Source organism: Arthrobacter sp. B2a2-09, assembly GCF_027587375.1.
Taxonomy (GTDB): Bacteria; Actinomycetota; Actinomycetes; order Actinomycetales; family Micrococcaceae; genus Arthrobacter.
Window position 1 is genome coordinate 113,908 of sequence record NZ_JAMXIC010000013.1, and the last position, 24,372, is coordinate 138,279.

Genomic DNA, 24,372 nt, shown 5'->3' on the forward strand with positions numbered 1-24,372 from the left:
CTGTCGTTGGTTGCCCACCGAAATGCGATTTTGCCCAGGCATCCTTCGGGCAGCGGTCAGTGGGGTTTTGGAGCGACTCATCCGGAAGCCGGTTTCGTCGAGTCTCTGCAAATCACGTTATGCGGCGAGGGGCATCATGTCAGCAGCTGTGCCTCTCCCTGGTTTTCCTAGGACTGACCGGCCTACCTTTCCTATGGAAAGCCCGCATCCGGCGGCGGAGAATTGAAGGCATGGGTCAGAGTGCAGAGTTTGGAAAATTCCTGAAGGCAATGCGGTCACGGTTGAACCCGGAACAGGCCGGAATCAGTGCCAGTTCGGGCGCCCGCCGGGTCCCGGGGCTGCGCCGTGAGGAGATCGCCCGGCTGGCCGACGTAAGCACGGACTACTACACAAGGTTGGAGCAGGGCCGCAACATCCACCCCTCCCGATCGGTGCTTGACTCCGTGGCGCGGGCGCTGCACTTGGATCCGGGCGAGCATGCGCACATGATGGACCTTTTGGAGAATTGTGCGCTGTCCCAGCGTCCGCCCGCTTCCGGTCAGCGAGTACGGCCGGCCCTGCACCAGCTTCTCGACGCCGTGGGCAATGTGCCCGCCCTTATCCTCGGTCGACGCACCGATGTTCTGGCCGGAAACCATCTTGCGTTCCTCCTGCTCGCAGATTTCCCCGCGATGCCCGCAACGGAACGAAACCTGACCCGGTGGATCATCCTCGATCCGCTCGCGCAATCGCTCTTTCAGGATTGGAAGACCGTAGCGTCCGATGCGGTGGGATCCCTTCGGGTGGACATCGGCCGTCACCCCAACGACGCACAGGCCAGTCAACTCGTAGGCGAACTGGCGGTGTCCAGCGAGCACTTCCGCAAATGGTGGGCAGGGCATCGGGTGGCAAAAGCATCGGCAGGAATTGTGCGTCTCCACCATCCCGTCGTCGGGGACTTGGAACTGAATGTTGAAGACCTGACACTGCCCGACGATCCGGATCAGACGTTACGGGTGTATTCAGCCCCGCCAGGTTCGTCCTCGGCGGATTCACTCGCGTTGCTTGGCAGCTTCGGCGCCGGAACGGGCACTCCTGAAGCTGCACAAGCAGCCGAAGAAAGACGCGGGTCCGACGCCAGCAAAACCCCTTGAATCCTGCACCTCCCCCTCAACAAACGCCTGCACATACGCCCAGGGCCCGACGCCCCGGGGCCGATGTCCCGCGCGCGATGTCCCCTCCTCCATCTCCGTATCCAAGGGAAATTAGATTGATGAATTACAACCCCACGCAGGACCGTTATGCTTCGATGCCGTACCGAAGGGTCGGCCGAAGTGGTCTGAAACTTCCGGCGGTTTCGCTGGGCCTGTGGCACAACTTCGGCGACGACAAATCCTTCGAGACGCAACGGGCCATCCTTCGCCGCGCTTTCGATCTAGGCGTCACGCACTTCGATCTGGCCAATAACTATGGTCCGCCCGGCGGCAGCGCCGAAACCAATTTCGGCCGGCACCTCAAGGACGACTTCAAGCCGTACCGCGACGAACTCGTCATCTCCACCAAAGCGGGATACCACATGTGGCCCGGCCCGTACGGGGAATGGGGATCCAGGAAATACCTGCTCTCGAGCCTGGACCAGTCCCTGGAACGCATGGGCCTGGACTACGTGGATATCTTCTACAGCCACCGCCCTGACCCCAACACGCCCCTCGAGGAGACCATGGGAGCGCTCGACACCGCCGTCCGATCGGGCAGGGCGCTGTACGCCGGCATCTCCTCATACTCCGCTGACAAGACACTCGAGGCAGCTGCCATCCTCCGGGACCTTGGAACACCGTTGCTCATCCACCAGCCCTCGTACTCAATGCTCAACCGCTGGACCGAACACGGCGAGCCCAACTTGTTCCAAACCCTTGAGCAGATGGGCGCAGGCGCCATCGCGTTCTCGCCCCTTGCACAAGGACTGCTGACCACCCGGTACCTGCACGGCGTCCCTGAGGACTCCCGCGCGGCCGCAGGCAAGTCGCTGGTGGACACCCAACTCTCCGAGGAGAACCTGGCCCGCATCCGGGGCCTCAACGAGATCGCGTCGCAGCGCGGGCAGACCCTCGCCCAGATGGCCATAGCCTGGGTGCTGCGCCCACAGAACAAAGGAATACCGGTCACCTCGGCACTCATCGGCGCCAGCAGCGTCCAGCAACTCGAAGACAACCTGGCGGCAACCTCAGGTCCGGACTTCACCAACGACGAGCTCGGGAAGATTGACGAATTTGCCGTCGAGTCCGACGTCAACCTCTGGGCCAAGGCACTCCAGGCCTAGACCGTCCGGCCCAAGCACCGCGGAGTTAGCGCTAGGTTTCGGGTGTTTGAGGCATCGTAGTGGTGCTTAAGAGAAGGGCATGGCTAACGAATGCGGCGGCTGCTCGCGTGAGTGGCTTTGAGCGGTGGATGAGGTAAACGTCGTAGCTGATCCGTGGCTGCAACGCGGACGCGACAGCTCCTCGTTTCTGGGCTTCCCGGGCTACAGAGCTGGTTACAAACGCGCTTCCGACCCCCTCTAGAACTAAGGGCACAACTGCTTCACGGTGTGGAGTTTCAACAACTATCCTGAGATCGACCCCGCGCTCCCTCGCCTCATTCAGAACTGTTCGGGCACGGGTTCCTGGGAGGCTGCTGATGAATGAGCGTCCAGTGAGGGCTTCCAAAGGAATCTGCGTCGGCTCCTCGTGTCCGGTCCCCGGTGGTGAAATGACCATGATCTCGTTGCGGGCGATGATGTGCGCGACCAGATCCGACGAGTGAGGTTGACGATCGACAATTCCCACCTCGCATGCAGCGGATAGTACGGCTTGAGTCGCCAGGTTGCCGTCCTCCGCAGGCAGCATGGACAGCGTTACAGCGGGGAACTCATCACGAAATCTGCCAACAATCTGGGCGAGCGGGTCGACGCTAAGACCGGGAGGCGAGGTTAGGCGAACGTGGCCGCCCTGGAGCCCCTTGAGGGCAATCATCGCTTCGCGTGCTTCGTCCAGGTCCCGAAGAAGGTTCCTGGCCATCGGAAGAAGAACAAGACCGGACTCGGTCAGCACAACTCCCTTACCCACACGATGAAAAAGGGGCGTTGCCAGTTCACGTTCCAATCGCCGGATCCCCTCTGAGAGAGAGGGTTGGCTGACGTAGAGCGCTTCCGCCGCCGCGGTGAAACTCCCCGCATCCGCTGAGGAGACGAAGTATTGAAGTCCTCGTAGATCCATAGACAAACCCTATAGGTTTCGAAAGAAAAATAGGCTACCCCGAGGGCGAGGAGTGCTGTTCAGTAGATCTAGCAGCCGGCACCGTTCGGATTCCCCCTTTGACCACGGTGCCCGGCCCAACATAGGAGAGGCTATGCCCACTGATACAACAATCATTCGCTCGAAGGACGATGTTGTCCGCGAAGTCAATGAGACCCCCCGGCTGGGAGGCCGAACGCGAATGATCGGCACCATCGCACTTGGCGGTTTCTTCATCGACGCCTATGACTTCACCAGCCTGAGCGCTGGTTCCGTCCAACTGCAGCAGGAGTTCCATCTCGATGCCCAGACATTGGGCCTAGTCACCGCAGTCATGGCGTTTGGAGCCATCCTGGGAGCCTTCTCAGGCGGCTACTTTGTCGATCGCTTCGGCCGGCTGAAGATGTTTATGGTGAATATCCTGCTGTTCGTCGTCGCCACGATCGGTGCAGCTCTATCGCCCAACTACGGGACGCTCGTGTTTTTCCGCCTCCTCATCGGCATAGGCGTTGGGCTGGACGTGCCGGTCGCGATGGCATTCCTGGCTGAATTCATGGCCGTGAAGAAAAAGGGCAAATGGGTTGAATCGGCAGCGGCCATGTGGTCCGCCGCCACCATCGTCGGACTCCTCGTCGCACTCGGTATGAACCACGCCGGTGTCGGAACTGAACTCTGGCGCTGGGCAGTAGGCCTGGGCGCTGTACCTGCCATCGTTATCCTTGCCCTGCGGTTCAAGTACATGTCGGAAAGCCCCATGTGGGCAGCAAATCGCGGCGATCTTCCCGAGGCCGCACGGATTCTGAGCAAAATGAACAACCGCCCATATTCCGTGGATGAGAATGCTGTACTCAACATCATCGAAGCCAAGGACTCACCCGGATTCTTCAAGGTCATGAAGATGCTGTTCGCCAAGCAGTACCGGATGCGCAGTATCCTCATCGTCCTCATCAGCGCGGCCCAAAGCGTTCAGTTCTCCTCTGTCGGTTTCTACCTGCCGTTGATCGTTTTCTCTTTCATCTCCAAGAGCGTCGACGTTTCCCTCACGGCGTCAATTGCTGCCAACGCATGCGGATTGGTGGGAGCTCTACTCGCCGGCTCGATGGTCAACCGTCTGGGCTTGCGTAGGCTCTCTATCATTGGCTTCGGTGCTGTCGGCGTTATCCTCCTCATTCTCGGAGTCTGGGGTCAGTCGCTGCCGGCTCTGATCGGGGTTGCACTCCTGGCGCTCTTCATTGGCTTCCACACTTTCGGCCCTGGCTCGACCGCCCAATCATTCTCGGCTTTGTCGTACCCCACGCAAATCCGCGGTGCAGGCGCTGGTCTTTCCCAAGCGGCCAACCGCACCGGAAGCCTTACCGCACTGTTCTTGGTACCCATTCTTCTCGCAACGCTTGGTCTTTACGGAACACTGTTCGCTCTTGTTATCGCCCCCGTGGTGGGTCTGATTGCTCTTGCGATCGTCAAGTGGGAGCCAATCGGTAAGAACACTGAAGAGGAGGTCGAGGAGTCCTTTGTCCCGATGCACTGAGGCAACTGTGGAGCAGCCAAGCCAACAACTACGAGGACCCTCGCATCCACGAGGGGAATTGCTTCAATGGCTCAACCCGAATCTCGACGACATCACTGCAGACGGTGCCGGGGACCTACTGGATGCGGTCGCGGCAAGCCTGCAGGGCCATGGCCCTACCAATCTCTTCGATGATCCGCCACCGCTGATCTTCGATCCAGTGGAAGCATCGGCTTATCGGCCCGATCCGGTTGAGCTCCCCGGGTCCAGCACCCGCGAAGCCCGGGAACCAGATCTCGACGGCATTCCCTGGCTTCCCGGACATGTGCTGGCCGATCTTACAGCGCGGGGTGTCCTGACACGCTCCGAGGTGATTAAGGCCTTCTCCTACCAAATAGACACGTGGGACTCTTCCCTTAACGCCTTTATCCGCGTAACCCTTGACCCCCAAGCTGACCTCGGTGACTCTCGCGGTCTTTTGGCAGGCATCCCCATTGGACTGCAGGACATGGTCTGCACGTCCGGGATCCCTACAACTGCGGGATCGGGTATTCTGCGTGATTTCGTTCCGGACAGAGATGCGGCGGCTTGGAAACGTTTGAAGGGAGAGGGCGCGATTCTCGCCGGCAAGCTCAATACTCAAGAGTTCGCAGCAGGAACGACCGGAACCAACGATCACTATGGCAGCATGCGCAACCCCTGGGACCTGGCACGAACGGCCGGAGGGGCCGCGGGCGGTGCCGGAGCCGCTGTCGCTGCGGGCCTCGTCTCTTCTGCGATTGGCACTGATCCGGGAGGATCAATCAGGGTTCCAGCCGCACACTGCGGAATCGTGGGTCTCAAGCCGACATTTGGTGTCATGGATCGACGCGGGGTCGTTCCCCTGACGTGGACTACCGAAACCATGGGCGTTTTGGCACAGACGATCGGCGGTACAGCAAGTATCGCGGACATGCTTCTGGATAGTCGGGCACGGCAGAGGTATGGAATCTCCTGTCAAGAAGCGTCGGCCCGTGGGTCTGCCCGGGATCGGATTGATCTCCGCATTGGTGTGCCGAGCAACTGGCTTGAGATGGGTTTGGACGAAGGCGTACAGCGCGCTTATCTTCAGGCCTTATCGGAGCTGGTCAGCTTGGGCGCGACCGTCCACGAGGTGGTGTTGCCGGACGCGGCTGCCATAGCACCAGTTCACCGGGCTATTGCCTTCTCTGAAGCGTCGAGTATTCACGAGGAACTCATCATGGACCGAGCGACTGAGTATGGCCAGGACATCCGACAGCGACAGGAAGCAGGCAGGGGGGTCATGGCAAGTGAGTATCTCAAAGCCGCTCGCCTGCGAGGTCTCTTCGCACGCCAATTCTCGGAAGTCTGGAAAGACGTGGATGTCATCGTGACGCCGACGACGCCGGTCCCCGCGGCCCCGGTGGGCACTCTTTCCATCGGCACCGGATCCAGGGGCAAAGAACCGGCTCACACTGTTTACACGCGCTATGCGGCTCCTTTGAATACTTTGGGATTACCTGCGCTCTCGGTGCCGTGCGGGTTCACGAAGGAAGGGCTCCCTGTCGGGCTGCAGCTGTGCGGACCGCCGCACAGTGAACCGATGCTCTTTTACGTTGGTGCTGCGTACGAAAGCAAGATGCCTTGGCATCTGCGTCATCCGAACCACCCTGTAACTCTCGGCGGAAAGTGAACAAGCCCGTGAACAACATCGAACCCTTCGACGTCGTCATTGCCGGCGGAACCGTCGTTACCCCTGAAGGCACCAGACGGGCCGACATCGGAATCCGAGGCGAAACGATCGCCGCGGTTGAACCGGATCTGAGCCAGAGGGCAGCGAAGAAGGTTGTGTCAGCCTTAGATCGAATCGTTCTTCCTGGTGCCATTGATTCGCATGTGCATTGTAGGACCTGGACGGATCACTCGGATGAAATCGGGGATAGCCATCGTTCTGCGGCCTTCGGAGGCGTAACGACCGCCATTACCCAGATTCGGGCACCAATCGACATGGCTCCGTCGGATGCCATCGAGCATTTTATCGACCTAGGCAGCCGTACATCGGTCATAGATTTCGGACTTCACACGATTGTGCGACCTGATCACGACCTCGACAAGGAAATTCCCAAGCTGATGGTGCTGGGAAGCGCCTCGGTCAAGTTCTTTATGTCCTATAAGGACATGGGAATCATGATGCCCGACAATCTCTTGCTCCGCGGCTTGGGTTTGATCCGCGATGCCGGTGGCCTTGCCATGGTGCACGCTGAAGACGGAGAGATGATCGGCCACCTTATTACGGGAAGCCGCGCAGCAGGAAAGACCGCCATCACCGATTTCGCGGCAGCGGAACCGGCAGCAGCAGAGGATCTGGGAACCATCAGGGCGCTGACATACGCCGCGGTGATGGATTGTCCGCTCTACGTTCTTCATATGACTACGAGCGGCGCCGTTCATGCGTTGCAGGAGGCGCAGAAAGCCGGGCAGAAGGCTTGGGGAGAGACCTGTCCGAAGTACCTCACCCTGACCAATGACGACCTCATCGCCAAGGGTCCTTTGGCGAAAGTCGGGCCGCCTTTGCGGACCGCCTTCGACAACGGCAGTCTTTGGCACGCACTCTCAAATGGAACGCTTTCTGTGGTCGCCAGCGATCATGCACCGCGTGATCGTGAAAGCCTGACGGAGACGACAGACATTTTCGCAGAACCCTACGGAGCGCCTGGAACTGAGACCCTGCTGCCCATCATTTTTGATGAGATGGTCAGCCGCCGGGGCCAGGACCCTGCGGAGGTTGCTGCGGTTCTGAGCAGTAATCCTGCGAAAATCTATGGGCTCTACCCCAAGAAGGGGGCCATCCAAGTAGGGTCCGACGCTGATTTGGTCATTGTCGATCCCAAGCGGACCGAGACAATTCAGGCTCGTAGGCAGCACACCGGTGCGACTTACAGCCTTTACGAGAACCGCTCAGTTACGGGCTGGCCCACGCACTCCTTCCTCCGTGGGCGTGCGCTCTTGGTGGACGGATCCCTGGCCCAAGAGCCCGGCTACGGCGGCTATCTGCCGAGGAAGGCCGAGGATCTCATGCAGCTGACTCCGGGGCAGAAGGCGACGTGAAAGAAGCCCTCCTTTGGCAACTCTCGGCTGTTGAACAGGCTGCTGGAGTTCGGGACGGTAGGTGGTCCGCAGAAATGCTGACCACCGCCGTCCTGGGGCGGATCGCCGACGTCAACCCGAAGCTGAACGCCTATGTCACCATGAATGATCAAGCATTGGATGCGGCTCGGGCCGCAGACCGCAGTCAAGCCGCGGGAGCGCCGACCGGTCCATTGCACGGCGTACCTTTTTCCGTGAAGGACCTCATCCCGACAAAGGGGGTGCGTACAACACTGGGAAGTTTGGCCCATCAGGACTGGGTTCCGGATCAGGACGAAATCTCGGTGGCAAGGCTCCGCGACGCCGGAGGCATACTGATCGGCAAGACGAACACGCGAGAGCTGGGATACGGCGTCGTCACAGATAACGAGCTGTTCGGCCCGACACGCAACCCGTGGGATGTTGGCATGACGGCGGCCGGCTCATCGGGGGGTGCCGCAGCCGCCGTCGCGGCGGGCATGGGATCGATAGCACTGGGTAGTGATGGGGGCGGATCCTTGAGGGTTCCTGCAGCCATATGTGGCGTTTTTGCGCTAAAGCCCACATTCGGCGTGGTCCCGTTGTACCCGTCGTCGCGCTTGCCGCTTCGGACTGGTCTAAATAGCTGGGAATCGCTTGAGTGCATCGGGCCGATCACGCGCACAGTCGCTGACAGCGCACTGGTCATGTCGGTTATTGCCGGGCCGGATGTTCGGGATCGGCATTCCGTGCCACTGGACACCGAGCACAGAACATCTCGGCAAAGAGATCTCATCCTTGCGTACAGCCCAAGTCTTGCTGGGGCGGAGGTTGACTCCGAAGTGGCCGAGATCGTCGAGGTGGCCGTTAGGTCGGTGGCTTCGCGGCAGTCATGGATCGTCCGGGAGGTGTCCCCTCAGTTGCCGGCATTGCCGGATCTCCGGGAAATATTTGCGGCAAGCGTGGCGATGGACACAGACCTTGAGGAACTTCGCAAGCTCGCAGACCAAGTGACCGTGTCCCCGGATATCCGGGAGCTAGTTGATCGACAGTGGAGTGGCGATGAACTCACACGGGCGCGGAGGAATCGGCAGATCGTTTATGACACGATGCGAAGCTTTGGTGAACTCCACGACGTTCTCCTAACGCCTACCACGGCCACCCCGGCCTTTCCTGTCGGGATGCGATTCCCCCAGGATGGAGACTGTGGAATCGCTGACGGACGCCAATGGTCACCGTTCGCATTTCTCTCCAACCTCACAGGACACCCTTCGGTCAGCGTCCCGGTAGGACGTACTCGTAGCGGGCTTCCAGTAGGTGTGCAGCTCAGCGGCCGACATTTTGCCGACAATACGTTGCTGGAAATCGCCAGTGCATTTGAGCAAGCGCACCCCTGGGAGCACAGCTTCCAGCATGAAAGCCCTCAATAGCGCCCGACGCGTCGCCCGATGTGGGAACCAGACGATGCTCCCCACCTACCCGGCCCGGTGAGTCACGCCGTCGTCGTCCATTCGATCACGGGGATCAGCTCGCCCGCGGCGGTGGGTACGACGGCGCCAGTCGCCGTCGAGTCCGGGTTCAGCATCCAGCCGACCCGCTTGGCGGTGCTCAGCATCACGACGCTTTCGACGAGTTCGATCCCGGGAATGCGTTGCTGGATGGCGAGTTCCATCTCCATGACCTCGGCCAGCGAGCGCAGCCACATGATGATCACAAAGTTGGTGCTGCCAGTGGTGGAGGCCGTGAACCTGACGTTCCTGACGGCCCGTAGCTCGGCGGCCGCGGCCTCGTGCTGGCCTGCTGGAACATTCGCGAACCACTGGCACGTCATGGGATAGCCGGAGAATTGCTGAGCGATTTCGCAGCGGAAGGACAGCATCCGGCTCGCGAGCACCCGGCCGAGCTGCCGCTGCACCGTGGCAGGGTGTCGTCCCAGGGCGCGTGCGATCTCCGCGGCGGAGGCCCTTCCATCCCGGGCGAGGAAGGGAAAGAGTGCCATATGGCTCTCCGGCAGCGGGGTGACCTGAGCGTGGGGGGCGGACGGATTGAGCGCTTCCGGCCCGGCGAGGGCGCGCAGCGCCTGCTGCTCCGCCCGGCTCAGGACGTTGAGTCGCCACGCATAGCCGCTCGTGTGGATCCGGGTGCAGAGCGAGGTCCGGTACTTGGTGAGCCCCCGGATTTCCTTGAGCTGGGGCAATAGCCGGCTGCTGAACTCGCCCAGGTCTTGGGTGATCACGGTCAGCATGAGGTCCCGGTTGCTTGCGGCCTCCTCAACCGTGATGATCTCCGGAATCGCGGCGAGCGCGGCCGTGACTTCCGGCCTGAGGTGCATTTCGCAGTCCACGTCCAACAGGGCAAGGCAGGCATGCTTGGGGTCGCCCATGAGGTGCGCCGTGGTCCAGGCGGCTCCGGACTCTCGCAGGCGGTCCCATCGGGAGGCCAAGGTGGTGGCGTGGACGTCCAGGACCTCGGCGGCGTCGGACCAACTGATCCGCGGCGAGATCTGGAGGGCGTTGATCAGCCGGAGGTCTTCTTCACTGAGTTCCATCAGCGATCCTCTCTTAGGCGATGCACGATTCCTGTTAATTCTGGCATGCTCCTGTATTTTTTCAGGGCTTTTGAAAATTGTGAGACTAATCACTCCACAATGGCTATGGATACTTACCAAACGTTCAGGAAACAGGAGAACAGATGTCGATCGCCTCAGACGCCAAAGAGATGCAGGGAGAAATCGCCCGGTTCCGTCACGAGCTCCACCAGGAACCGGAAATCGGCCTGGACCTCCCGCGCACCCAGGAAAAGGTGCTCAAGGCGCTCGACGGACTCCCTTACGAAATCACCCTTGGCGAGAGCACGACGTCGGTCACCGCGGTCTTGCGCGGCGGCGCGCCTCACGCCTCAGCCCGGAAGCCAGCTGTGTTGCTCCGCGCCGACATGGATGGCCTTCCCGTCCAGGAGCGCACCGGCGTCGAGTTCTCCTCGAAGATCGACGGCGCCATGCACGCCTGCGGCCACGATCTCCACACGTCCATGCTCGCCGGAGCCGCAACCCTGCTGGCCGAACGTCGCCATCAGTTGGCGGGCGACGTCGTCCTCATGTTCCAGCCGGGCGAAGAAGGCTTCGACGGCGCGGGCCACATGATCCGCGAAGGCGTCCTCGACGCCGCCGGCGGCCGCGTTGACGCCGCCTACGGCATGCACGTCTTTTCCTCCTTGGAACCGTACGGCCAGTTCTGCACCAAGCCGGGCGTGATGATGAGCGCCTCTGACGGACTCTTCGTCACCGTCCTCGGTGCCGGCGGGCATGGCTCGGCGCCGCATGCGGCCAAGGACCCCGTCACCGCAGCCGCGGAAATGGTGACGGCGCTCCAGGTCATGATCACGCGGCAGTTCAACATGTTCGATCCCGTAGTCCTGACGGTGGGCGTGCTGCAGGCAGGTACCAAGCGCAACGTCATCCCCGAATCCGCGCGTTTCGAAGCCACCATCCGCACGTTCTCGGAAGCCTCCCGCGACCGGATGATGAGCGCGATTCCTCAGCTCCTCAAGGGCATTGCCTCCGCGCATGGCCTGGAAGTGGACGTCGACTACCGCGGCGAGTACCCCATGACCGTCACTGACGAGGACGAGACCCACACCGCGGAGAACGTCATCTCGGACATGTTCGGCGATTCCCGGCTCTCCCGCTGGGCCACGCCCATCAGTGGTTCGGAAGATTTCTCCAGGGTCCTGGCCGAAGTGCCGGGAACCTTCATAGGCCTCAGCGCCGTACCCAAGGGGGTAGACCACACCACCTCACCGTTCAACCACTCCCCCTACGCCACGTTCGACGACGGCGTCCTGTCCGACGGTGCGGCGCTCTACGCAGAGCTCGCGGTCTCCCGCATCGCCACTCTCGCCGCCAGCAACTAACCACCACACCAGCCCCTTGGAGCAAGACATGACCGCCACCGTAGGCGCTTCAGCCACAGTTCAGGTTCACAAGTCCCACCTGCGAACCCTCATCGGCACCGGCATCGGCAACGCCGTCGAATGGTACGACTGGGCCATCTACGCCACGTTCTCGCCTTTCATCGCGAGCGCGCTCTTCAGCAGTGCCGACCCCACGTCCGCGGTCCTCTCCACCCTGGCGATCTTCGCCGTCGGATTCGTGGCCCGACCGTTCGGCGGCTTCGTCTTCGGCTGGATCGGCGACAGGATCGGCCGCAAGACGTCCATGACGTTCGCCGTCGGCCTCGCGGCTGTCGGCAGCCTGCTGATCGGTATCGCTCCGACCTTCCAGGCTGTTGGAGCTTTGGCATCCGTCATGCTCCTGGTGGCCCGCCTCATCCAGGGCCTCGCCCACGGTGGGGAGCTGCCGTCGTCGCAAACGTACCTGTCCGAAATGGCACCCAAGGAAAAGCGGGGCTTCTGGGCAACGCTCATCTACACCTCCGGCACCGCCGGCATCCTCGCCGGAACCCTCCTCGGGGCCATCCTGACCGGTGTGCTGAGCAAGGCCGACATGAACGCCTGGGGCTGGCGCGTGCCGTTCCTGGTTGGCGGCGCCCTGGGCATCTACGCCTTGGTCATGCGGGCCAAGATGAAGGAGACCGAGGCGTTCGAAGCCGAGGTGCCGAAGGAAAAGCGCGAGCCCATGTGGCCGCAGATCGTCAAATACCGCAAGCAGGCCTTGCAGGTGATCGGCCTGACCGTGGGCCTCACCGTTGTTTACTACATCTGGGGCGTCGTGGCGCCGAGCTACGCGGCGAGCACCCTCAAGATGGACCGCGGAGCAGCCCTCTGGGCCGGCGTCATCGGCAACATCGCTTTCATCGCGTCGCTGCCGTTCTGGGGCAAGCTGTCCGATCGAATCGGACGCAAGCCCGTGCTGATCGTTAGCTCTGCAGGTGCCGCACTGTTGCACTTCCCCATGACATGGCTCTTGAAGGATTCCCCCTGGCAGCTGGCTGTTTCGATGTCTGTGATGTTGTTCTTCATTGCTGGTAGCGCCTCGATTGTCCCTGCCGTATATGCCGAGCTGTTCCCGACGAAGATCCGGACCGTGGGTGTCGGCGTCCCGTATTCCATTTGCGTGGCGGTCTTCGGCGGCACGGCCCCGTACCTGCAGACCTGGCTCGGCAGCATCGGCCAGGCCAACATGTTCAACGTCTACGCGGTGATCCTGTTGGCCATCGGAATCGCGTTCGCCTTCATGATCCCGGAAACCAAGGGCAAGGACCTGACGCTCTAACTTCCCCTGTTTGGACCCAACTAGCTCGCAGTTAATGTCGTTTTGAGCCCTCATAACGACATTAACTGCGAGCTAGTTGGGTTAAAGCTGGGCGGCGAGGTGACGGGAGGCGGCTTCTGCGAGGCGTCTAACGAAACCATCCCCCTCGCTTACCACCTCGTCCACGGCACCATCTTCGAGGAGTGCGCGTGCTCCGATCCGTTGCCGCTCACCCAGCTCGGCCGCGAGGGACGTGTCCCCGTGCACGATGATGCTGGCACCTTCCGGCGGCAGCGGCGCGAGCCAGGCGTGCTCGGCCGCCACCGTGCGGCGGGCAGCCGCAAGAGCGAGCGCACCGCCACCGGTCCCCTCGCCGAGGAGCACGGCAACGCTTGGCACCGTAAGTCCGAGCATTCCGGCGATGCAATCGGCGATCCCGCCCGCGATTGCGGACTCCTCGGCCCGCACAGAAAGCTCGGCACCCGGGGTGTCCACCACCGTCACGAGCGGCAGGCCCAGTTCCTCCGCGAGCCGCATTCCCCGGCGGGCCTGCGCCAAACCCGCCGCGTCGAGGACGCTACCCGCCCGCTGGGCTGCGCGGTCTTGGCCAACGACGACGACGGGCCGGCCCTCGAGTTCAGCCAGCACGACGGCGGTGCTCGCCGAAGCTGCCCCACGGCCCGTGCCGTGCAAGCGCACGAGGCGGCCGAACCCGCCGTCGAGCAGTTCCGCCAACCCGGGACGCCTGGCGTCGCGAGTCCGCAGGACCGAATCCCAGGCGGAAGCGTCGTCGCTGCTGTTACCCGTGATCCGTAACGCTCCGGCGCCTTCCAAGGCCCCCTGGCCAGCGAGAATGCCCAGCACCTCAGCGGCAAGGTCCCTGAATCCCGGTGCGTCCAACACGGCGTCGACCGTTCCATGGGCGAGAAGATGTTCACTCCTCTGAATGCCTTCTGGAAACGCCTGTCCCGTGAGTCCGGCGTAGACCTTGGGGCCAAGGAAGCCAACCAGCCCGCCCGGCTCCGCTACCGTGACGTGGCCCAAGGATCCCCATGAGGCGAAGACGCCGCCTGTGGTCGGGTGCCGGAGGTAGGCCAGATACGGCAGGCCGAGACGCTTGTATGCCGTGAGCGCCTCTGTGATCCGAACCATCTGCAGGAAGGCCAGGGTTCCCTCCTGCATGCGGGTGCCCCCTGACGCCGGAGCGGCCACGAGAGGCAGCCGACGTCGGCCTGCTTCTTCGATCGCCGCGACGATCCGCTCGGCGGCGGACCGCCCGATCGAGCCGCCGAGGAAGGCGAACTCGCTGGCCAGGACGGCTACGGGATTTCCATCCAGCGTCCCTTCGCCCGTGAGCACGGACTCGTCGGTGCCGCTGCGGTCCCGGGCCCGGGCCAGATCCGCGAGGTAGGCAGAGTCCGCCCCCGGCGGCGCCGGGACCGGCCGGTCCCAACTGCGGAAACTACCGGCGTCGAGGAGCTGCTCGAGAAACTCCGTCCCGCTAAGGCGGCACTGCCTGTGCCCAGTGGGGCTCGGTTCCGGGCGCGCGGTTTCTGCGATGGCTGTCATGACGCCCCCGAACCAAGCAACGCGGCGCCGGGCAACCCTGCGCCGGGCAACGCGGCGCCGTCTAGCCATGCCCGTACGGCGTCGTCGTGCTCTCCGAGCCTCGGTGGTGCGGAGTGCCGCAACCTTGTGGTCTCCGTGCCGTCCGGCTGGAAGAAGCGCAGCGGTGATCCCGGGACCTCGATACGTCCCATCGTGGGATGCTCGAGTTCGACGGCCAGGTGTTGGCTTCGCGCCTGTTCCCAGGCAAAGACTTCGTCCAGGGAACGGACCCGGCCTCCCGGCACCCCAGCCGCTTCGAGCCGCGCGAGCAGCTCTTCGGCGTCGGACTCTGAGAACGCGGCTTCGATTGCTTCGATCAGCTCGGCCCCGTGGGCCACGCGGGACTGGTTGTCGCGCCAGCGTTCGTCCTCGGTGCTGAGGCTGAACTCCTTCGCGAAACGGCGCCACAAGCCTTCGGATCCCACGGCAATCTGCACCGCGCCTCCCGCGCAGCGGAACAGCCCATATGGCGCGATCGAGGGATGGTGGTTGCCTTGAGCCTGCGGGACCTCGCCGCCCACTGTCCAGCGCGTGCCTTGGAAAGCCAGCACGCTGACGATCGAGGACAGCAGCGAGGTGCGCACTATTTGGCCGCGACCCGTCCGCTCACGTTCCAGGAGGGCCGCCAGCACACCGTAGGCGCCGTGGATTCCAGCCAGGACATCGCCAATCGGCACGCCGACGCGCTGCGGGTCCCCGGGTCCTGAACCCGTGAGGGACATCAGCCCCGCTTCGCCCTGGGCAATCTGGTCGTAGCCGGCACGGTGCCCCTCCGGACCGTCGTGGCCGAAGCCGCTGATGGCGAGGACCACCAGCCTCGGATTCAACTCTTCGAGCCTCGCAGGATCAAAACCCAGCCGGTCCAAGGTCCCCGGGCGGAAGTTCTCTACGAGAACATCGGCCCGCCGCAGCAGTTCCCGCAACGCGGCCTTGCCTTCTGCCGCCTTGAGGTCGAGCCGGATGGACTCCTTGTTCCGGTTGCACGAAAGGAAGTACGTGGACTCGCGCCCCTCTGGAGTGTCGACGAACGGCGGCCCCCAGCCGCGGGTGTCATCACCGCCGTCCGGATTTTCCACCTTGATGACGCGGGCGCCGAGGTCACCGAGCATCATGCCGGCGTGTGGACCGGCAAGGGCGCGGGAGAGGTCGACGACGAGCTTCCCGGCGAGCGGTCCCGCGTGGTGTTGCTTGCGGTTGGGGAATTCGGGCTGCGTCATGCTTCGACACCAACCGCGCTGTGCCCTTCAACCGCACGGTGTCCTTCAACCGTGCGGTGTCCCGGAACTGAATCCTCGACGTCGTCCGTTCGCCCAGCGGCTGCCTGCGGATTGCGGCGACGGCGGATAAGCTCCGCGACGGCGAGCACGAGAAGGTTGGGGGCGAGGGAAATGAGACCGGAATCGACGCCGCCCGTGGGGATGTTGCCGAAGGTAATGACGGCTACCGTGAGCGTGCCCACGATGATGCCGAGGTTCACCGGAACGGCGCCGATGCGCACCTTGCGGCCGATCGCTATCGCGACGGCGGGTGCGAGCTGGGTCAGTCCACCGTACGTGAGCAGGAGCAGCGCTCCGATGTCCGATTTCGCGAGCCCGAAAGCCAGCGCCAGTCCGACGGCGACGGCGACCACCACGTGGTTGATCCGGAACCGCACCTTGGGGTTCTTCACGGACAGCAGGTTGTTCGGGACAAGCGAGGAAATGCCCATGGCGATCGCGCCCGCCGGAACCATGGCGGCCGCTGCGCCGCCGATGGCAATGATCGCGATCAGTGGCTCCGGCAACGTGTGCTGGGCGATGCCCAAGAGGACAAGTTGCTCTTGGTCTTCGGATCGAGGACCAGGGTGGCGGCGATTCCGGCTGTGATCGGGATGAGCAGCAGGAACTGGTAGACCGCAAGCCATTTGACGTTGTCCCGCAGCACGGCACCGCTTTTCGCGGCAAGGACCGGCGGCCACAAGTGCGGGAAGGTGTTGAGCCCGGCGCCGATGCTTGTCACGATCACCGAGGTCACCCAGAAGGTCGCGTCGAAGCCCGGACGGCTGATGGTGAGGTAGCTCGGGGCGGTATCCATGACCTTGGCGAAGATATCCGGGATCCCGCCGATGCCGGCCACCACACCGGCCAACACGATGACCAGGGCGGCGAGCATGGCGAAGTCCTTGAAAACAGCCACTTTGGCGAGTCCCCGGATACCGGCCCAGATGACGAAGACCACCACCAGCACGCTGGCCACGGCCATGCTGTATCCGCGCGCCGATTCGCTGCCCGTAGCGAGCTGGACGATCAAGCCAAGCCCGGTGATTTGCAGTTGCAGGTACGGGATGAGGAAGACGGCACCCACGAGGGCCACAGTCTTGCCCAAGGCCTTGCTATTGAAGCGGTCCTGGAAGAAGTCCGCCATGGTCAGGTAGCCGCGGTTCGCGCCCAGCGCTCGCTGACGGGGAATCACGAAGTACTGGACGATGCAGTTGATGGTCAGGTAGGCGACTGCGAAGAGCGCCGCGACGCCGCCGCCGAAGGCGATTCCGGCGAGGCCGAGGAAGCTGAACGTCGTCAGCGACTCGCCTGCTTGGAGGAACCAACTGGTCCAGCGGGGCAAGTCCCGCTTGCCGACTGTCCAGCTCGAGAGCTCGGTCTGGCGTCGGCGGCCTGCAATCCCGAGGGCGCCGATACCGACAATTCCGATGATGATGGCGACTGTAAGCATCAGTGGGCCTCTCTTTCGGTGATGGTGGCCGCGCCGTTCGTTGTAGCGGCGCCAGCCAAGCCGCTTTGCTCGGCTTCAAGACGATCGAGTTCGGCACCGCCCTCGCGGAGGTATGTGCGCTCGATGATCTGCAGGGCAACGATCGTCGCCACGATCATGAGGCCCATCCAGACGATCGCCGACGGGAGGCCAAGCCATAGCGTTGGAGTGGAAACGAAGGGCAGGAATGGTGTGATGATCATGCCCACGATGGGGACTGAGGCAATGGTCAATCTCTTGGGGGATGCCAGGGTAGTGCTCATAGAACTGCAGCTCCTTGGGGGCGAACGGATGAGCAGGAAGAGATCTTCTCGAAGGCGGAAGCCAGGCGGAGGAGGCGGGCGTCGCTGCCGCGCGCTCCGACCATCTGGAGGCCTACGGGAAGTCCGGCTGGGGTGAAACCGGCCGGAACGGACAGGGCGGGGAGGCCCAGCGGGGTGAACAGGTACGGGGCACGCATCCAGTCGAGGTAGTTCTGGAGCTGTTGTCCCTCGATCTCGGTGGGGTATTCGAGATCGACGTCGAACGGGACAAGCTGGGACGCGGGCGCGATAACCAGGTCGTACCGCTCGAAGAATCCGGCCGCCTTGCGGATCAGGCGGGTCATTCCTTCCTCGGCGCGGACTACGTCGCGGCCACTGAGCAGGCCGCCTTCGCGGATGTTGCCGGCCAGGAAATGGTTGAAGGCATCGGGTTCCGCGGCAAGCTGCTCGCCCCACATCGAGTCGAAAGAAGCTGCGCGCAGGACGCGGAACACTTGCTCGGAACCGTCGAGGTCCGGGCAGTCCAGCTCCACGTGTGCGCCGAGGGCCGCGAGGGCCGCTGCCTGCGGTTCAATAACGTCGAGCACCTCGCGGCTCACGGGGATCCGGCCGCCGAGGCTCGGGGCGAAGGCGATACGCAGACCGGCAAAGTCGGCTGGGGACGGTTCGGCGGAGGGGCTTGCAGGGCCGGCCGGGAAAACGGAATGGGGATCGTCAGGCGATGCACCGGTCATGACCTCAAACAAAAGCGCAGCATCCGCCGCCGTGCGGCCCATAGGTCCGGCCACCCCCAGCGGGAAAAAGACGTTGTTGCCGTCCGTGTTGGGGACCATGCCGGGGGTGGGACGCAGGCCGACCACATTGCAGAACGACGCCGGGTTGCGGAGGGAGCCGCCCATATCGCTTCCATCGGCGATCGGCTGGAAGCCCGCTGCCAGGGCCGCCGCCGCACCGCCGCTGCTGCCACCGGCGGACTTGCCGGGGTCATAGGGATTGCGCGTTGCGCCGAAGAGACGGTTGAACGTGTGGGATCCAGCGGCGAACTCCGGGACATTGGTCTTGCCCACCCGAATGGCACCGGCGTCGAGGATGCGCTGGACGTGCAGATCGTTCTCCGCCGGAACGTGGTCCCGAAAATTCGGGTGTCCGAAGGTGGTCCGCATCCCCGCGGTATTCGCGGTGTCCTTGAAGCTGATGGGCAAGCCATGGAGTGGCCCCACCGGCTCCCCGGCCACGATCTTTCGATCGGCTTCCGCTGCGGCCGCCCTGGCGCCCTCTTCGTCAAGGGTCACCACCGCGTTGATCAACGGGTTGAGCTTGTCGATCTGTTCCAGGTGCGCCTCGAGGACCTCGGCGGCAGACACCTCCCGGGAACGCAGGAGCCCGGCAAGCTCCACTGCCCCACGGTAAATCAAGTCGTTTGTCATGATTCATTTTGCTTTCATCTAGTTTCCTTTTGAGTCATTTCTTTATCTCAACTGGAATTAATGAACCACGATAGTGCGATGGATCACATTTGACTAGGGGTGTGGGCAAGGTTTCTTGGCGCGCGAGATTCCCGGTTCAGGGCAGGAGTGAACCCAGGCGGGAGGAAGCTGGTTTCTAAATGACTCAGCCGAGGGCGGGCATGCGCACGCCACCGCGCTTGTACGCGCGCACCACGAGGGAACTGCGCACAGCCAGGGCACGGGCGGCCCAGGGAGATGACGTGAGGAAGTCGCGCAGTTCGTTCAAGCTCGCGAGGGTGACGTTGGCCATGAGCTGGAATTCGCCCATTGCCATGACCGCGTAGCGGACCCCGGGCGCATCAGCGAGCAATCGGCCAACCTCGACGGCGTCGGACGGGGCGGTGCGGACCCAGACCACGGCTTCGATCGGAAGGCCGATGTCCGTGGGCTCAACGATCGCCCGGACACTCAGCGTGCCCTCCTCGAGAAGGGTGTTGAGCCGTCGGCGCACGGCCGGGGCGGAGAGTCCCACGGCTTCCCCCAGCTCGGCGACCGGAACGCGGCCGTCAGCCACGAGGATCCGCACAAGGTGAGAGTCGACGTCGTCGAGCACTCCACTCGCACTCGGTCGGGACGGTGGAGGCGGCACTTCCTGGAGCGCGGCAGTTTCCTCTGCGGTGACCGGACCCGGGTGCCATTCAGCCACCGTGCGGAAGTACTCCATGACGGGCGACGCGCTCACCTGCACCACGCCGTCGAGGGCTGGAAGTTCCTCCAGCACAAGGCTTGAGAGGCGTCCCGGACGGGCCTGCACTTCGAACAGGAGACGAGTTGGGCCGGTGAGCGCATAGACAAAAATGGCGTCCGGGTCGCCTGAAAGCTCCTCCGCGATGGTGAGCAACCGCGAGGGCTCACAGTGGACTTCCACAAGGTGTGTGGGGCCAAGGGTCACCAGGCCGGCCACGCGCACGATGCTCGAATCCAGCAGTGCGATGCCGCGGCGGGTCACCGTGCTGAACGGCTCGCCCAGGACTTCGGCGATCCGCCGCCAGGAGGCGCGGCCATTGACCTGGAGAGCGCCGACAATCCGCCGATCGAGCCCGTCCAGCTCGCGCGAGGGTGCCAGCATGACCATGTACCCGATTATGCCGCCTCGCCGGACAAATCCCGTGCCGCGCCGCCGCACTCCCTCCCCAAGTAGCTCGCAGTTGTTGTCGTTTTCAGCGCTGAAAGCGACAACAACTGCGAGTCAGTTGGGTCAGCCGCCCACGTAGCGGTTCCGGCCGGCGCGGAAGCCGAAGAAGGCCGCAAGGGATCCCACCACGAGGAACAGGATGCCGGCAGCCGCGAAGCCACCGGTCGCTTGGTGCAACTGCCCGACCATCAGGGTTCCCGTAGAGCCCAATCCATAGCCGACGCCCTGCATCATGCCGGAAAGGTGCGCCGCTGTGTGCGAATCACGGGTACGCAGCATGATCATGGTCAACGCGACGGCGGTGAGGCTCCCCTGGCCGAGGCCCAACAGCCCGGTCCAGACCCAAATCAGATCCGTGGGGCCGAAAATACTCAAGGCGAAGCCGCCGCCGGTCATGAGGGCCACCACTGTGTTGATGACGCGTTGATCCTTGAAACGTGCCGCGAGCCCCGGTGCAATGAACGAACCAAGCATCTGCAGCACAATCGACACGGACACGATCAAGCCGGCCGTCCCGCCGTCGATCCCGCGATCACGCAGAATCGGCGCCAACCAAGCAAACACGCTGAAGGACATCATCGCCTGCAACACCATGAAGATGGTGACCTGCCAGGCGACGGCGGAACGCCAGACGTTCGCACCGCCGTCGGCGGCGTTGTGGCGGACGGGATGCTGGCGGATCGCCAGCGGCAAGAAAAGCAAAAGTACGACGGCGGCGGGCAGCGCCCAGAACCACAGCGCCGAAGTCCAGTGCCCGGCCGCCGTGAAGACGGGGTAGGTGAAACCGGCGCCAAGCGCGGCAGATGCACAAATCGCCGTCGTGTACAGCCCGCCCATGAGCCCCAGGCGGTGCGGGAAGTCGCGCTTGACCACGCCGGGCAGCAGCACGTTGCATAGCGCGATCGCGGCGCCGCACGCCGATGTTCCGGTGAGCAGTGCGGGCAAGTGACCGGCGCCCGCGAGGTCCACGGGACGGAGCAGCAGCCCGGCGGTCAGCACCGCCATCGCGCCGAGCAATACCCGCTCCGCGCCGAAACGGCGGGCCAGGATCGGCGCCAGCGGCGCGAAGACACCCAACAAGGTCACTGGCACAGTGGTGAGGACAACCACCGCCCAGCCCGGCAGCCCGGCGTCGGCGGTGACTTCGGGAAGAACCGCCGAAAAGCTCGAGAACACCGTCCGCAGGTTCAGGCCGATGAGCACCAGGCAGATCCCCAGGAAGACGAGTCCGCCGCGCGTCTTGACCTGGGTGGGCTCGGCGGCGGGAATCTCGTCGATCTCGGCGTCGACGAGGATCTCGGGGACGCCGGAATGCGGCTTGGTGTTCTTGGGGGAGCTTGAAGCGGGGGTCACCAACCCATTCTGGCAGTCACGCTCATACGCGGGCGCCTCATGACGGGAGCGTACGCAGGTTCCGCCGCAGGCGTTTGGCCCTGCAACGGTATTCTGGAGGAGATGAGTGAAACCCCAGATTCCCCTGAAACACCGCAGTCTTCGCGCCCCGTGACTCCAGGCAGCCAAGCCTCCTTCGGCACCTATGGTGGCAGGCCGGTCAGTTTTGTGCGCCGTGGGACGCGCCTTCAGGGCCGCCGCCAGGCTGCGTGGGAAGAGCACTCCGACCGTTGGGCCATCCAGGTTCCGCGGCATGTCGCCAACACCTCCGTGCACCCGGACTACGTGTTCGACGCCGAAGCGGAGTTTGGGCGCAAAGCACCGCTGATCGTTGAAATCGGTTCGGGACTCGGCGACGCCGTATGCCACGCGGCGGAGGAGAACCCGGACAAGGACTTCCTCGCCGTGGAGGTCTACACCCCGGGCCTGGCCAACACGATGATCAAGATCAACAGCCGCGGCCTGAGCAACGTACGGGTGGTCGAAGCCAACGCCCCCGAGGTCCTGGCCACCATGCTCCCCGCGGGTTCAGTGAGCGAGCTCTGGGTCTTTTTCCCCGACCCATGGCACAAATCCCGACACCACAAACGCCGCCTCATTCAGCCCGCGTTCGCCGAACTCGCTGCGCGGTCCCTCAAGAAGGGTGGCCTGTGGCGGATCGCCACCGACTGGTCCAACTATGCCGTGCACGTCCGCGAGGTCCTCGCCGGGTCCACCGAGTTTGAAAACCTGCACGACGGCGAGCGCAGCGGTGCGGAAAGCCCCCTCACCCAGGTGTGGGAATCCGGCGTCGAATCCATGGTTGGCGGGGCGCCAGTCAAGGAAGGCCGCGCGCCGGTCAGCACCGAGCACACAGGACCCAATGAGGGCGTGGACCACGTGGGCGGATGGGCACCCCGCTTCGATGGCCGAATCCGGACCAGCTTCGAAAACAAAGCCCACGAGGCCGGACGCATGATCTTCGACCTCAGCTACCGCAGGATCTAGCCAAGGCGGAAGTAGTCATTTCGGGAAGAGTTCCGCATTGATCGAGGCGGACGCCACGACGCCCTCGAGTGACGCCTGTGCCGTGCTCCAGCTCGACGAAGGCGCCTCCAGCGTCATCAAATAGGCCTCGTTGGGAGCAACCGTGATTGCAATGATCTCGACGGTTTCGCCCTCGGTGGGTGTGGCTGCCGTCGTGAAACGCAGCACCGGGACCTGCTCATACGGGCCGAAGGCCTGCTGGGTGGCCGTCGGATCAAACAGTGCCTCCTTGTCGAGGTTGGCGATCAGCGTGTCGGCGGTGGCCGCCGCCGTGTTCGGCACAGCGGTCAGCCTCGGCCCGGCCACGGTCTGGGCAGTCAGGTCCGCTTCCGAGTCGGCCAGCACGATCCCACCGGGAGTGGGCAGTGCGCGGATCGCCCAACCTTGCGGCGGGGTCAGGGTGAGTCCGGCGCTGTTGGGTGGCTGCGGCGACGTCGTTGTCACCTGGGAAGAGGGGGTCGTCACCTGGGAAGAACTCGGCGAACTGGGCCCTGGCCCCACGCAGGCGGCGAGAGCCACTGACGTTGCAGTGAAGACGACGAGGACGACGAGGGTCCGGCGCGGCGTCACTGCGGCGCTCCCTTGGTGACCGCGAAGTCCCGTCCCACGAGGTAGACCAGCAGGCGCCGGGCCGCCAACAGTGCTGATGCACGGGCAGCAGCATCCGGGTCGGTGACCCCGTTGTAAGCCATGCGCAGGATGATGGGCATGCATGCCCTGACGCCCGGGAACGTGGGCTTCCCATCCGAGCCGTCCGACGAAGCCAGCAGCCCGGCTTGGAAGACGAGGGTGTTGGCTTGCTCGTCGTTCTTTGGGAAGAGCCCTTTGAAGGCTTCCACGATCGCTTCGCCGCCGCTGGCATTCAGCCCCATCGCGGGCTTGCTGCCGTTCTGGGGGTTCTCCAGGGCTTCGAGGATGTCCGATTCCGCCGCGGCCGCGCTCTGGGTGGTCGACGAGGGCGAGCTAGTGGGCGTCGCGGTGGCTCCACTGCAGTCCTTGGTAGGACCGCCGGAAGCGGTCCACGTGGCCTGGCTGGACGGGTTGGCGACGTCATGGGTCGTCCCGGTCAGCGTCCCTGCTGAGATGGTGGCCTCGTACTCGCCTTCGAGGGTCGAGCCGTCCGCGCGCTGGGCGTTCCACACCACGATGACGTCGACGTGGCCGCCGGTAACGTTTCCGGTGAAGGTCCCGGTGAGGCTGGGTCACTCGACGGACGCGAATCTTTGCATGCCGCACAGGCACCGGATACCATGTGAGACGTGTCACCGAAAGGCGGCACGTGCTTATGATCTGCGGCGGGAGAGCCCTGCCGGTACGTTTCAGCAGGCGCCGTAGGAGCAAATCCTCCCCAGGAATCTCTCAGGCCCATGTACCGCCGCGGCAAGGCAACTCTGGAAAGCAGCCCGGGCAACCGGACTCACCGACGGTGCAAGCGTCCAGCCGCGAAGCGGAGATGCGGAAACTCTCAGGTCCAATACAGAGCGGGGAGGAACCGAATCATCGTGGTGCGTCCGCGCCACCTGAATTATGGAGTTCCTCATGACCCTGGCACCTGAAGGCCGTAAGCTGCTGCGCGTTGAACAGCGCAACAAAGCCGTCCCGGTCGAACGCAAGCCC

21 protein-coding genes and 2 riboswitches are annotated in these 24,372 nt (G+C 63.6%); of the genes, 9 read left to right on the forward strand and 12 right to left on the reverse strand.

Annotated elements, in window-relative coordinates; genetic code table 11:
- Nucleotides 1-230 precede the first annotated feature (230 nt).
- A complete protein-coding gene (locus tag NFJ07_RS15070; RefSeq protein ID WP_269995513.1) occupies nucleotides 231-1,133 on the forward strand; it encodes a helix-turn-helix transcriptional regulator in 903 nt (300 codons plus the stop codon).
- Nucleotides 1,134-1,252: 119 nt separating this feature from the next.
- On the forward strand, nucleotides 1,253-2,299 hold the full coding sequence (gene mgrA / locus NFJ07_RS15075; RefSeq protein ID WP_269995514.1) for an L-glyceraldehyde 3-phosphate reductase: 1,047 nt from the start codon (nucleotides 1,253-1,255) through the stop codon (nucleotides 2,297-2,299).
- 31 nt (nucleotides 2,300-2,330) lie between these two features.
- Here the strand turns inward: mgrA and NFJ07_RS15080 are convergent, their stop codons facing one another.
- The gene (locus NFJ07_RS15080) at nucleotides 2,331-3,233 is read right to left on the reverse strand and encodes a LysR family transcriptional regulator (protein ID WP_269995515.1); all 903 of its coding nucleotides are present in this window, start codon (nucleotides 3,231-3,233) and stop codon (nucleotides 2,331-2,333) included.
- Nucleotides 3,234-3,366: 133 nt separating this feature from the next.
- Here NFJ07_RS15080 and NFJ07_RS15085 point away from each other — a divergent pair, with 133 nt between their 5' ends.
- The 4 genes from NFJ07_RS15085 to NFJ07_RS15100 all read left to right on the forward strand — a co-directional run bounded on the left by NFJ07_RS15085 (nucleotide 3,367) and on the right by NFJ07_RS15100 (nucleotide 9,293).
- Nucleotides 3,367-4,779 carry an MFS transporter gene (locus NFJ07_RS15085; RefSeq protein ID WP_269995516.1) on the forward strand — a complete coding sequence of 471 codons (1,413 nt, stop codon included), beginning with the start codon at nucleotides 3,367-3,369 and terminating at the stop codon, nucleotides 4,777-4,779.
- Entirely contained in the window at nucleotides 4,763-6,451 is a 1,689-nt protein-coding gene (locus NFJ07_RS15090) for an amidase (protein WP_269995518.1), read from the forward strand. The genes NFJ07_RS15085 and NFJ07_RS15090 overlap by 17 nt, the downstream gene beginning before the upstream one ends.
- Nucleotides 6,448-7,866 (forward strand): amidohydrolase family protein, encoded by a 1,419-nt coding sequence (locus NFJ07_RS15095; RefSeq protein ID WP_269995520.1) that lies wholly within the window; start codon nucleotides 6,448-6,450, stop codon nucleotides 7,864-7,866. The genes NFJ07_RS15090 and NFJ07_RS15095 overlap by 4 nt, the downstream gene beginning before the upstream one ends.
- Before the next feature lie 74 nt (nucleotides 7,867-7,940).
- Complete coding sequence (locus NFJ07_RS15100; RefSeq protein WP_269995522.1) at nucleotides 7,941-9,293, forward strand: amidase; 1,353 nt, start codon at nucleotides 7,941-7,943, stop codon at nucleotides 9,291-9,293.
- A 62-nt stretch (nucleotides 9,294-9,355) separates the two neighbouring features.
- Here the strand turns inward: NFJ07_RS15100 and NFJ07_RS15105 are convergent, their stop codons facing one another.
- Nucleotides 9,356-10,411, reverse strand: coding sequence for an Lrp/AsnC family transcriptional regulator (locus tag NFJ07_RS15105; RefSeq protein ID WP_269995523.1), 1,056 nt, complete (start codon nucleotides 10,409-10,411; stop codon nucleotides 9,356-9,358).
- A gap of 143 nt (nucleotides 10,412-10,554) precedes the next feature.
- Between NFJ07_RS15105 and NFJ07_RS15110 the strand changes: the two genes are divergently transcribed.
- Together NFJ07_RS15110 and NFJ07_RS15115 are read left to right on the forward strand one after the other, a co-directional pair.
- Nucleotides 10,555-11,775: a M20 metallopeptidase family protein gene (locus tag NFJ07_RS15110; RefSeq protein ID WP_269995524.1), complete on the forward strand. Its 1,221-nt coding sequence runs from the start codon at nucleotides 10,555-10,557 to the stop codon at nucleotides 11,773-11,775.
- Nucleotides 11,776-11,803: 28 nt separating this feature from the next.
- On the forward strand, nucleotides 11,804-13,096 hold the full coding sequence (locus tag NFJ07_RS15115; protein WP_269995526.1) for an MFS transporter: 1,293 nt from the start codon (nucleotides 11,804-11,806) through the stop codon (nucleotides 13,094-13,096).
- Nucleotides 13,097-13,177: 81 nt separating this feature from the next.
- Here NFJ07_RS15115 and NFJ07_RS15120 read toward each other — a convergent pair whose 3' ends face one another.
- From NFJ07_RS15120 to NFJ07_RS15155, 8 genes are all read right to left on the reverse strand, one after another.
- Nucleotides 13,178-14,644 (reverse strand): carboxyl transferase domain-containing protein, encoded by a 1,467-nt coding sequence (locus NFJ07_RS15120; RefSeq protein WP_269995528.1) that lies wholly within the window; start codon nucleotides 14,642-14,644, stop codon nucleotides 13,178-13,180.
- Complete coding sequence (locus NFJ07_RS15125; RefSeq protein WP_269995529.1) at nucleotides 14,641-15,900, reverse strand: CaiB/BaiF CoA transferase family protein; 1,260 nt, start codon at nucleotides 15,898-15,900, stop codon at nucleotides 14,641-14,643. The genes NFJ07_RS15120 and NFJ07_RS15125 overlap by 4 nt, the downstream gene beginning before the upstream one ends.
- On the reverse strand, nucleotides 15,897-16,487 hold the full coding sequence (locus tag NFJ07_RS15130) for a hypothetical protein (RefSeq protein ID WP_269995530.1): 591 nt from the start codon (nucleotides 16,485-16,487) through the stop codon (nucleotides 15,897-15,899). Before NFJ07_RS15130 ends, NFJ07_RS15125 begins: the two co-directional genes overlap by 4 nt.
- On the reverse strand, nucleotides 16,451-17,392 hold the full coding sequence (locus NFJ07_RS15135) for a sodium:solute symporter family transporter (protein WP_269995531.1): 942 nt from the start codon (nucleotides 17,390-17,392) through the stop codon (nucleotides 16,451-16,453). The genes NFJ07_RS15130 and NFJ07_RS15135 overlap by 37 nt, the downstream gene beginning before the upstream one ends.
- Entirely contained in the window at nucleotides 17,392-17,694 is a 303-nt protein-coding gene (locus NFJ07_RS15140; protein WP_269995533.1) for a hypothetical protein, read from the reverse strand. The genes NFJ07_RS15135 and NFJ07_RS15140 overlap by 1 nt, the downstream gene beginning before the upstream one ends.
- Nucleotides 17,691-19,121: an amidase family protein gene (locus NFJ07_RS15145; protein ID WP_269995534.1), complete on the reverse strand. Its 1,431-nt coding sequence runs from the start codon at nucleotides 19,119-19,121 to the stop codon at nucleotides 17,691-17,693. The genes NFJ07_RS15140 and NFJ07_RS15145 overlap by 4 nt, the downstream gene beginning before the upstream one ends.
- Nucleotides 19,122-19,305: 184 nt before the next feature.
- The gene (locus NFJ07_RS15150) at nucleotides 19,306-20,277 is read right to left on the reverse strand and encodes an Lrp/AsnC family transcriptional regulator (RefSeq protein ID WP_269995535.1); all 972 of its coding nucleotides are present in this window, start codon (nucleotides 20,275-20,277) and stop codon (nucleotides 19,306-19,308) included.
- A 123-nt stretch (nucleotides 20,278-20,400) separates the two neighbouring features.
- Nucleotides 20,401-21,690: an MFS transporter gene (locus tag NFJ07_RS15155; protein ID WP_269995536.1), complete on the reverse strand. Its 1,290-nt coding sequence runs from the start codon at nucleotides 21,688-21,690 to the stop codon at nucleotides 20,401-20,403.
- Between the two features lie 102 nt (nucleotides 21,691-21,792).
- Here NFJ07_RS15155 and trmB point away from each other — a divergent pair, with 102 nt between their 5' ends.
- On the forward strand, nucleotides 21,793-22,716 hold the full coding sequence (trmB, locus tag NFJ07_RS15160) for a tRNA (guanosine(46)-N7)-methyltransferase TrmB (RefSeq protein ID WP_269995537.1): 924 nt from the start codon (nucleotides 21,793-21,795) through the stop codon (nucleotides 22,714-22,716).
- 15 nt (nucleotides 22,717-22,731) lie between these two features.
- On the opposite strand, the gene NFJ07_RS15165 is transcribed toward trmB, so the two are convergent.
- Together NFJ07_RS15165 and NFJ07_RS15170 are read right to left on the reverse strand one after the other, a co-directional pair.
- A complete protein-coding gene (locus NFJ07_RS15165) occupies nucleotides 22,732-23,325 on the reverse strand; it encodes a hypothetical protein (protein WP_269995538.1) in 594 nt (197 codons plus the stop codon).
- Nucleotides 23,322-23,900 (reverse strand): hypothetical protein, encoded by a 579-nt coding sequence (locus NFJ07_RS15170; RefSeq protein ID WP_269995539.1) that lies wholly within the window; start codon nucleotides 23,898-23,900, stop codon nucleotides 23,322-23,324. Before NFJ07_RS15170 ends, NFJ07_RS15165 begins: the two co-directional genes overlap by 4 nt.
- 141 nt (nucleotides 23,901-24,041) lie before the next feature.
- Nucleotides 24,042-24,140: riboswitch (glycine riboswitch) on the forward strand.
- Between the two features lies 1 nt (nucleotide 24,141).
- A riboswitch (glycine riboswitch) is annotated at nucleotides 24,142-24,245 on the forward strand.
- Nucleotides 24,246-24,372 lie beyond the last annotated feature (127 nt).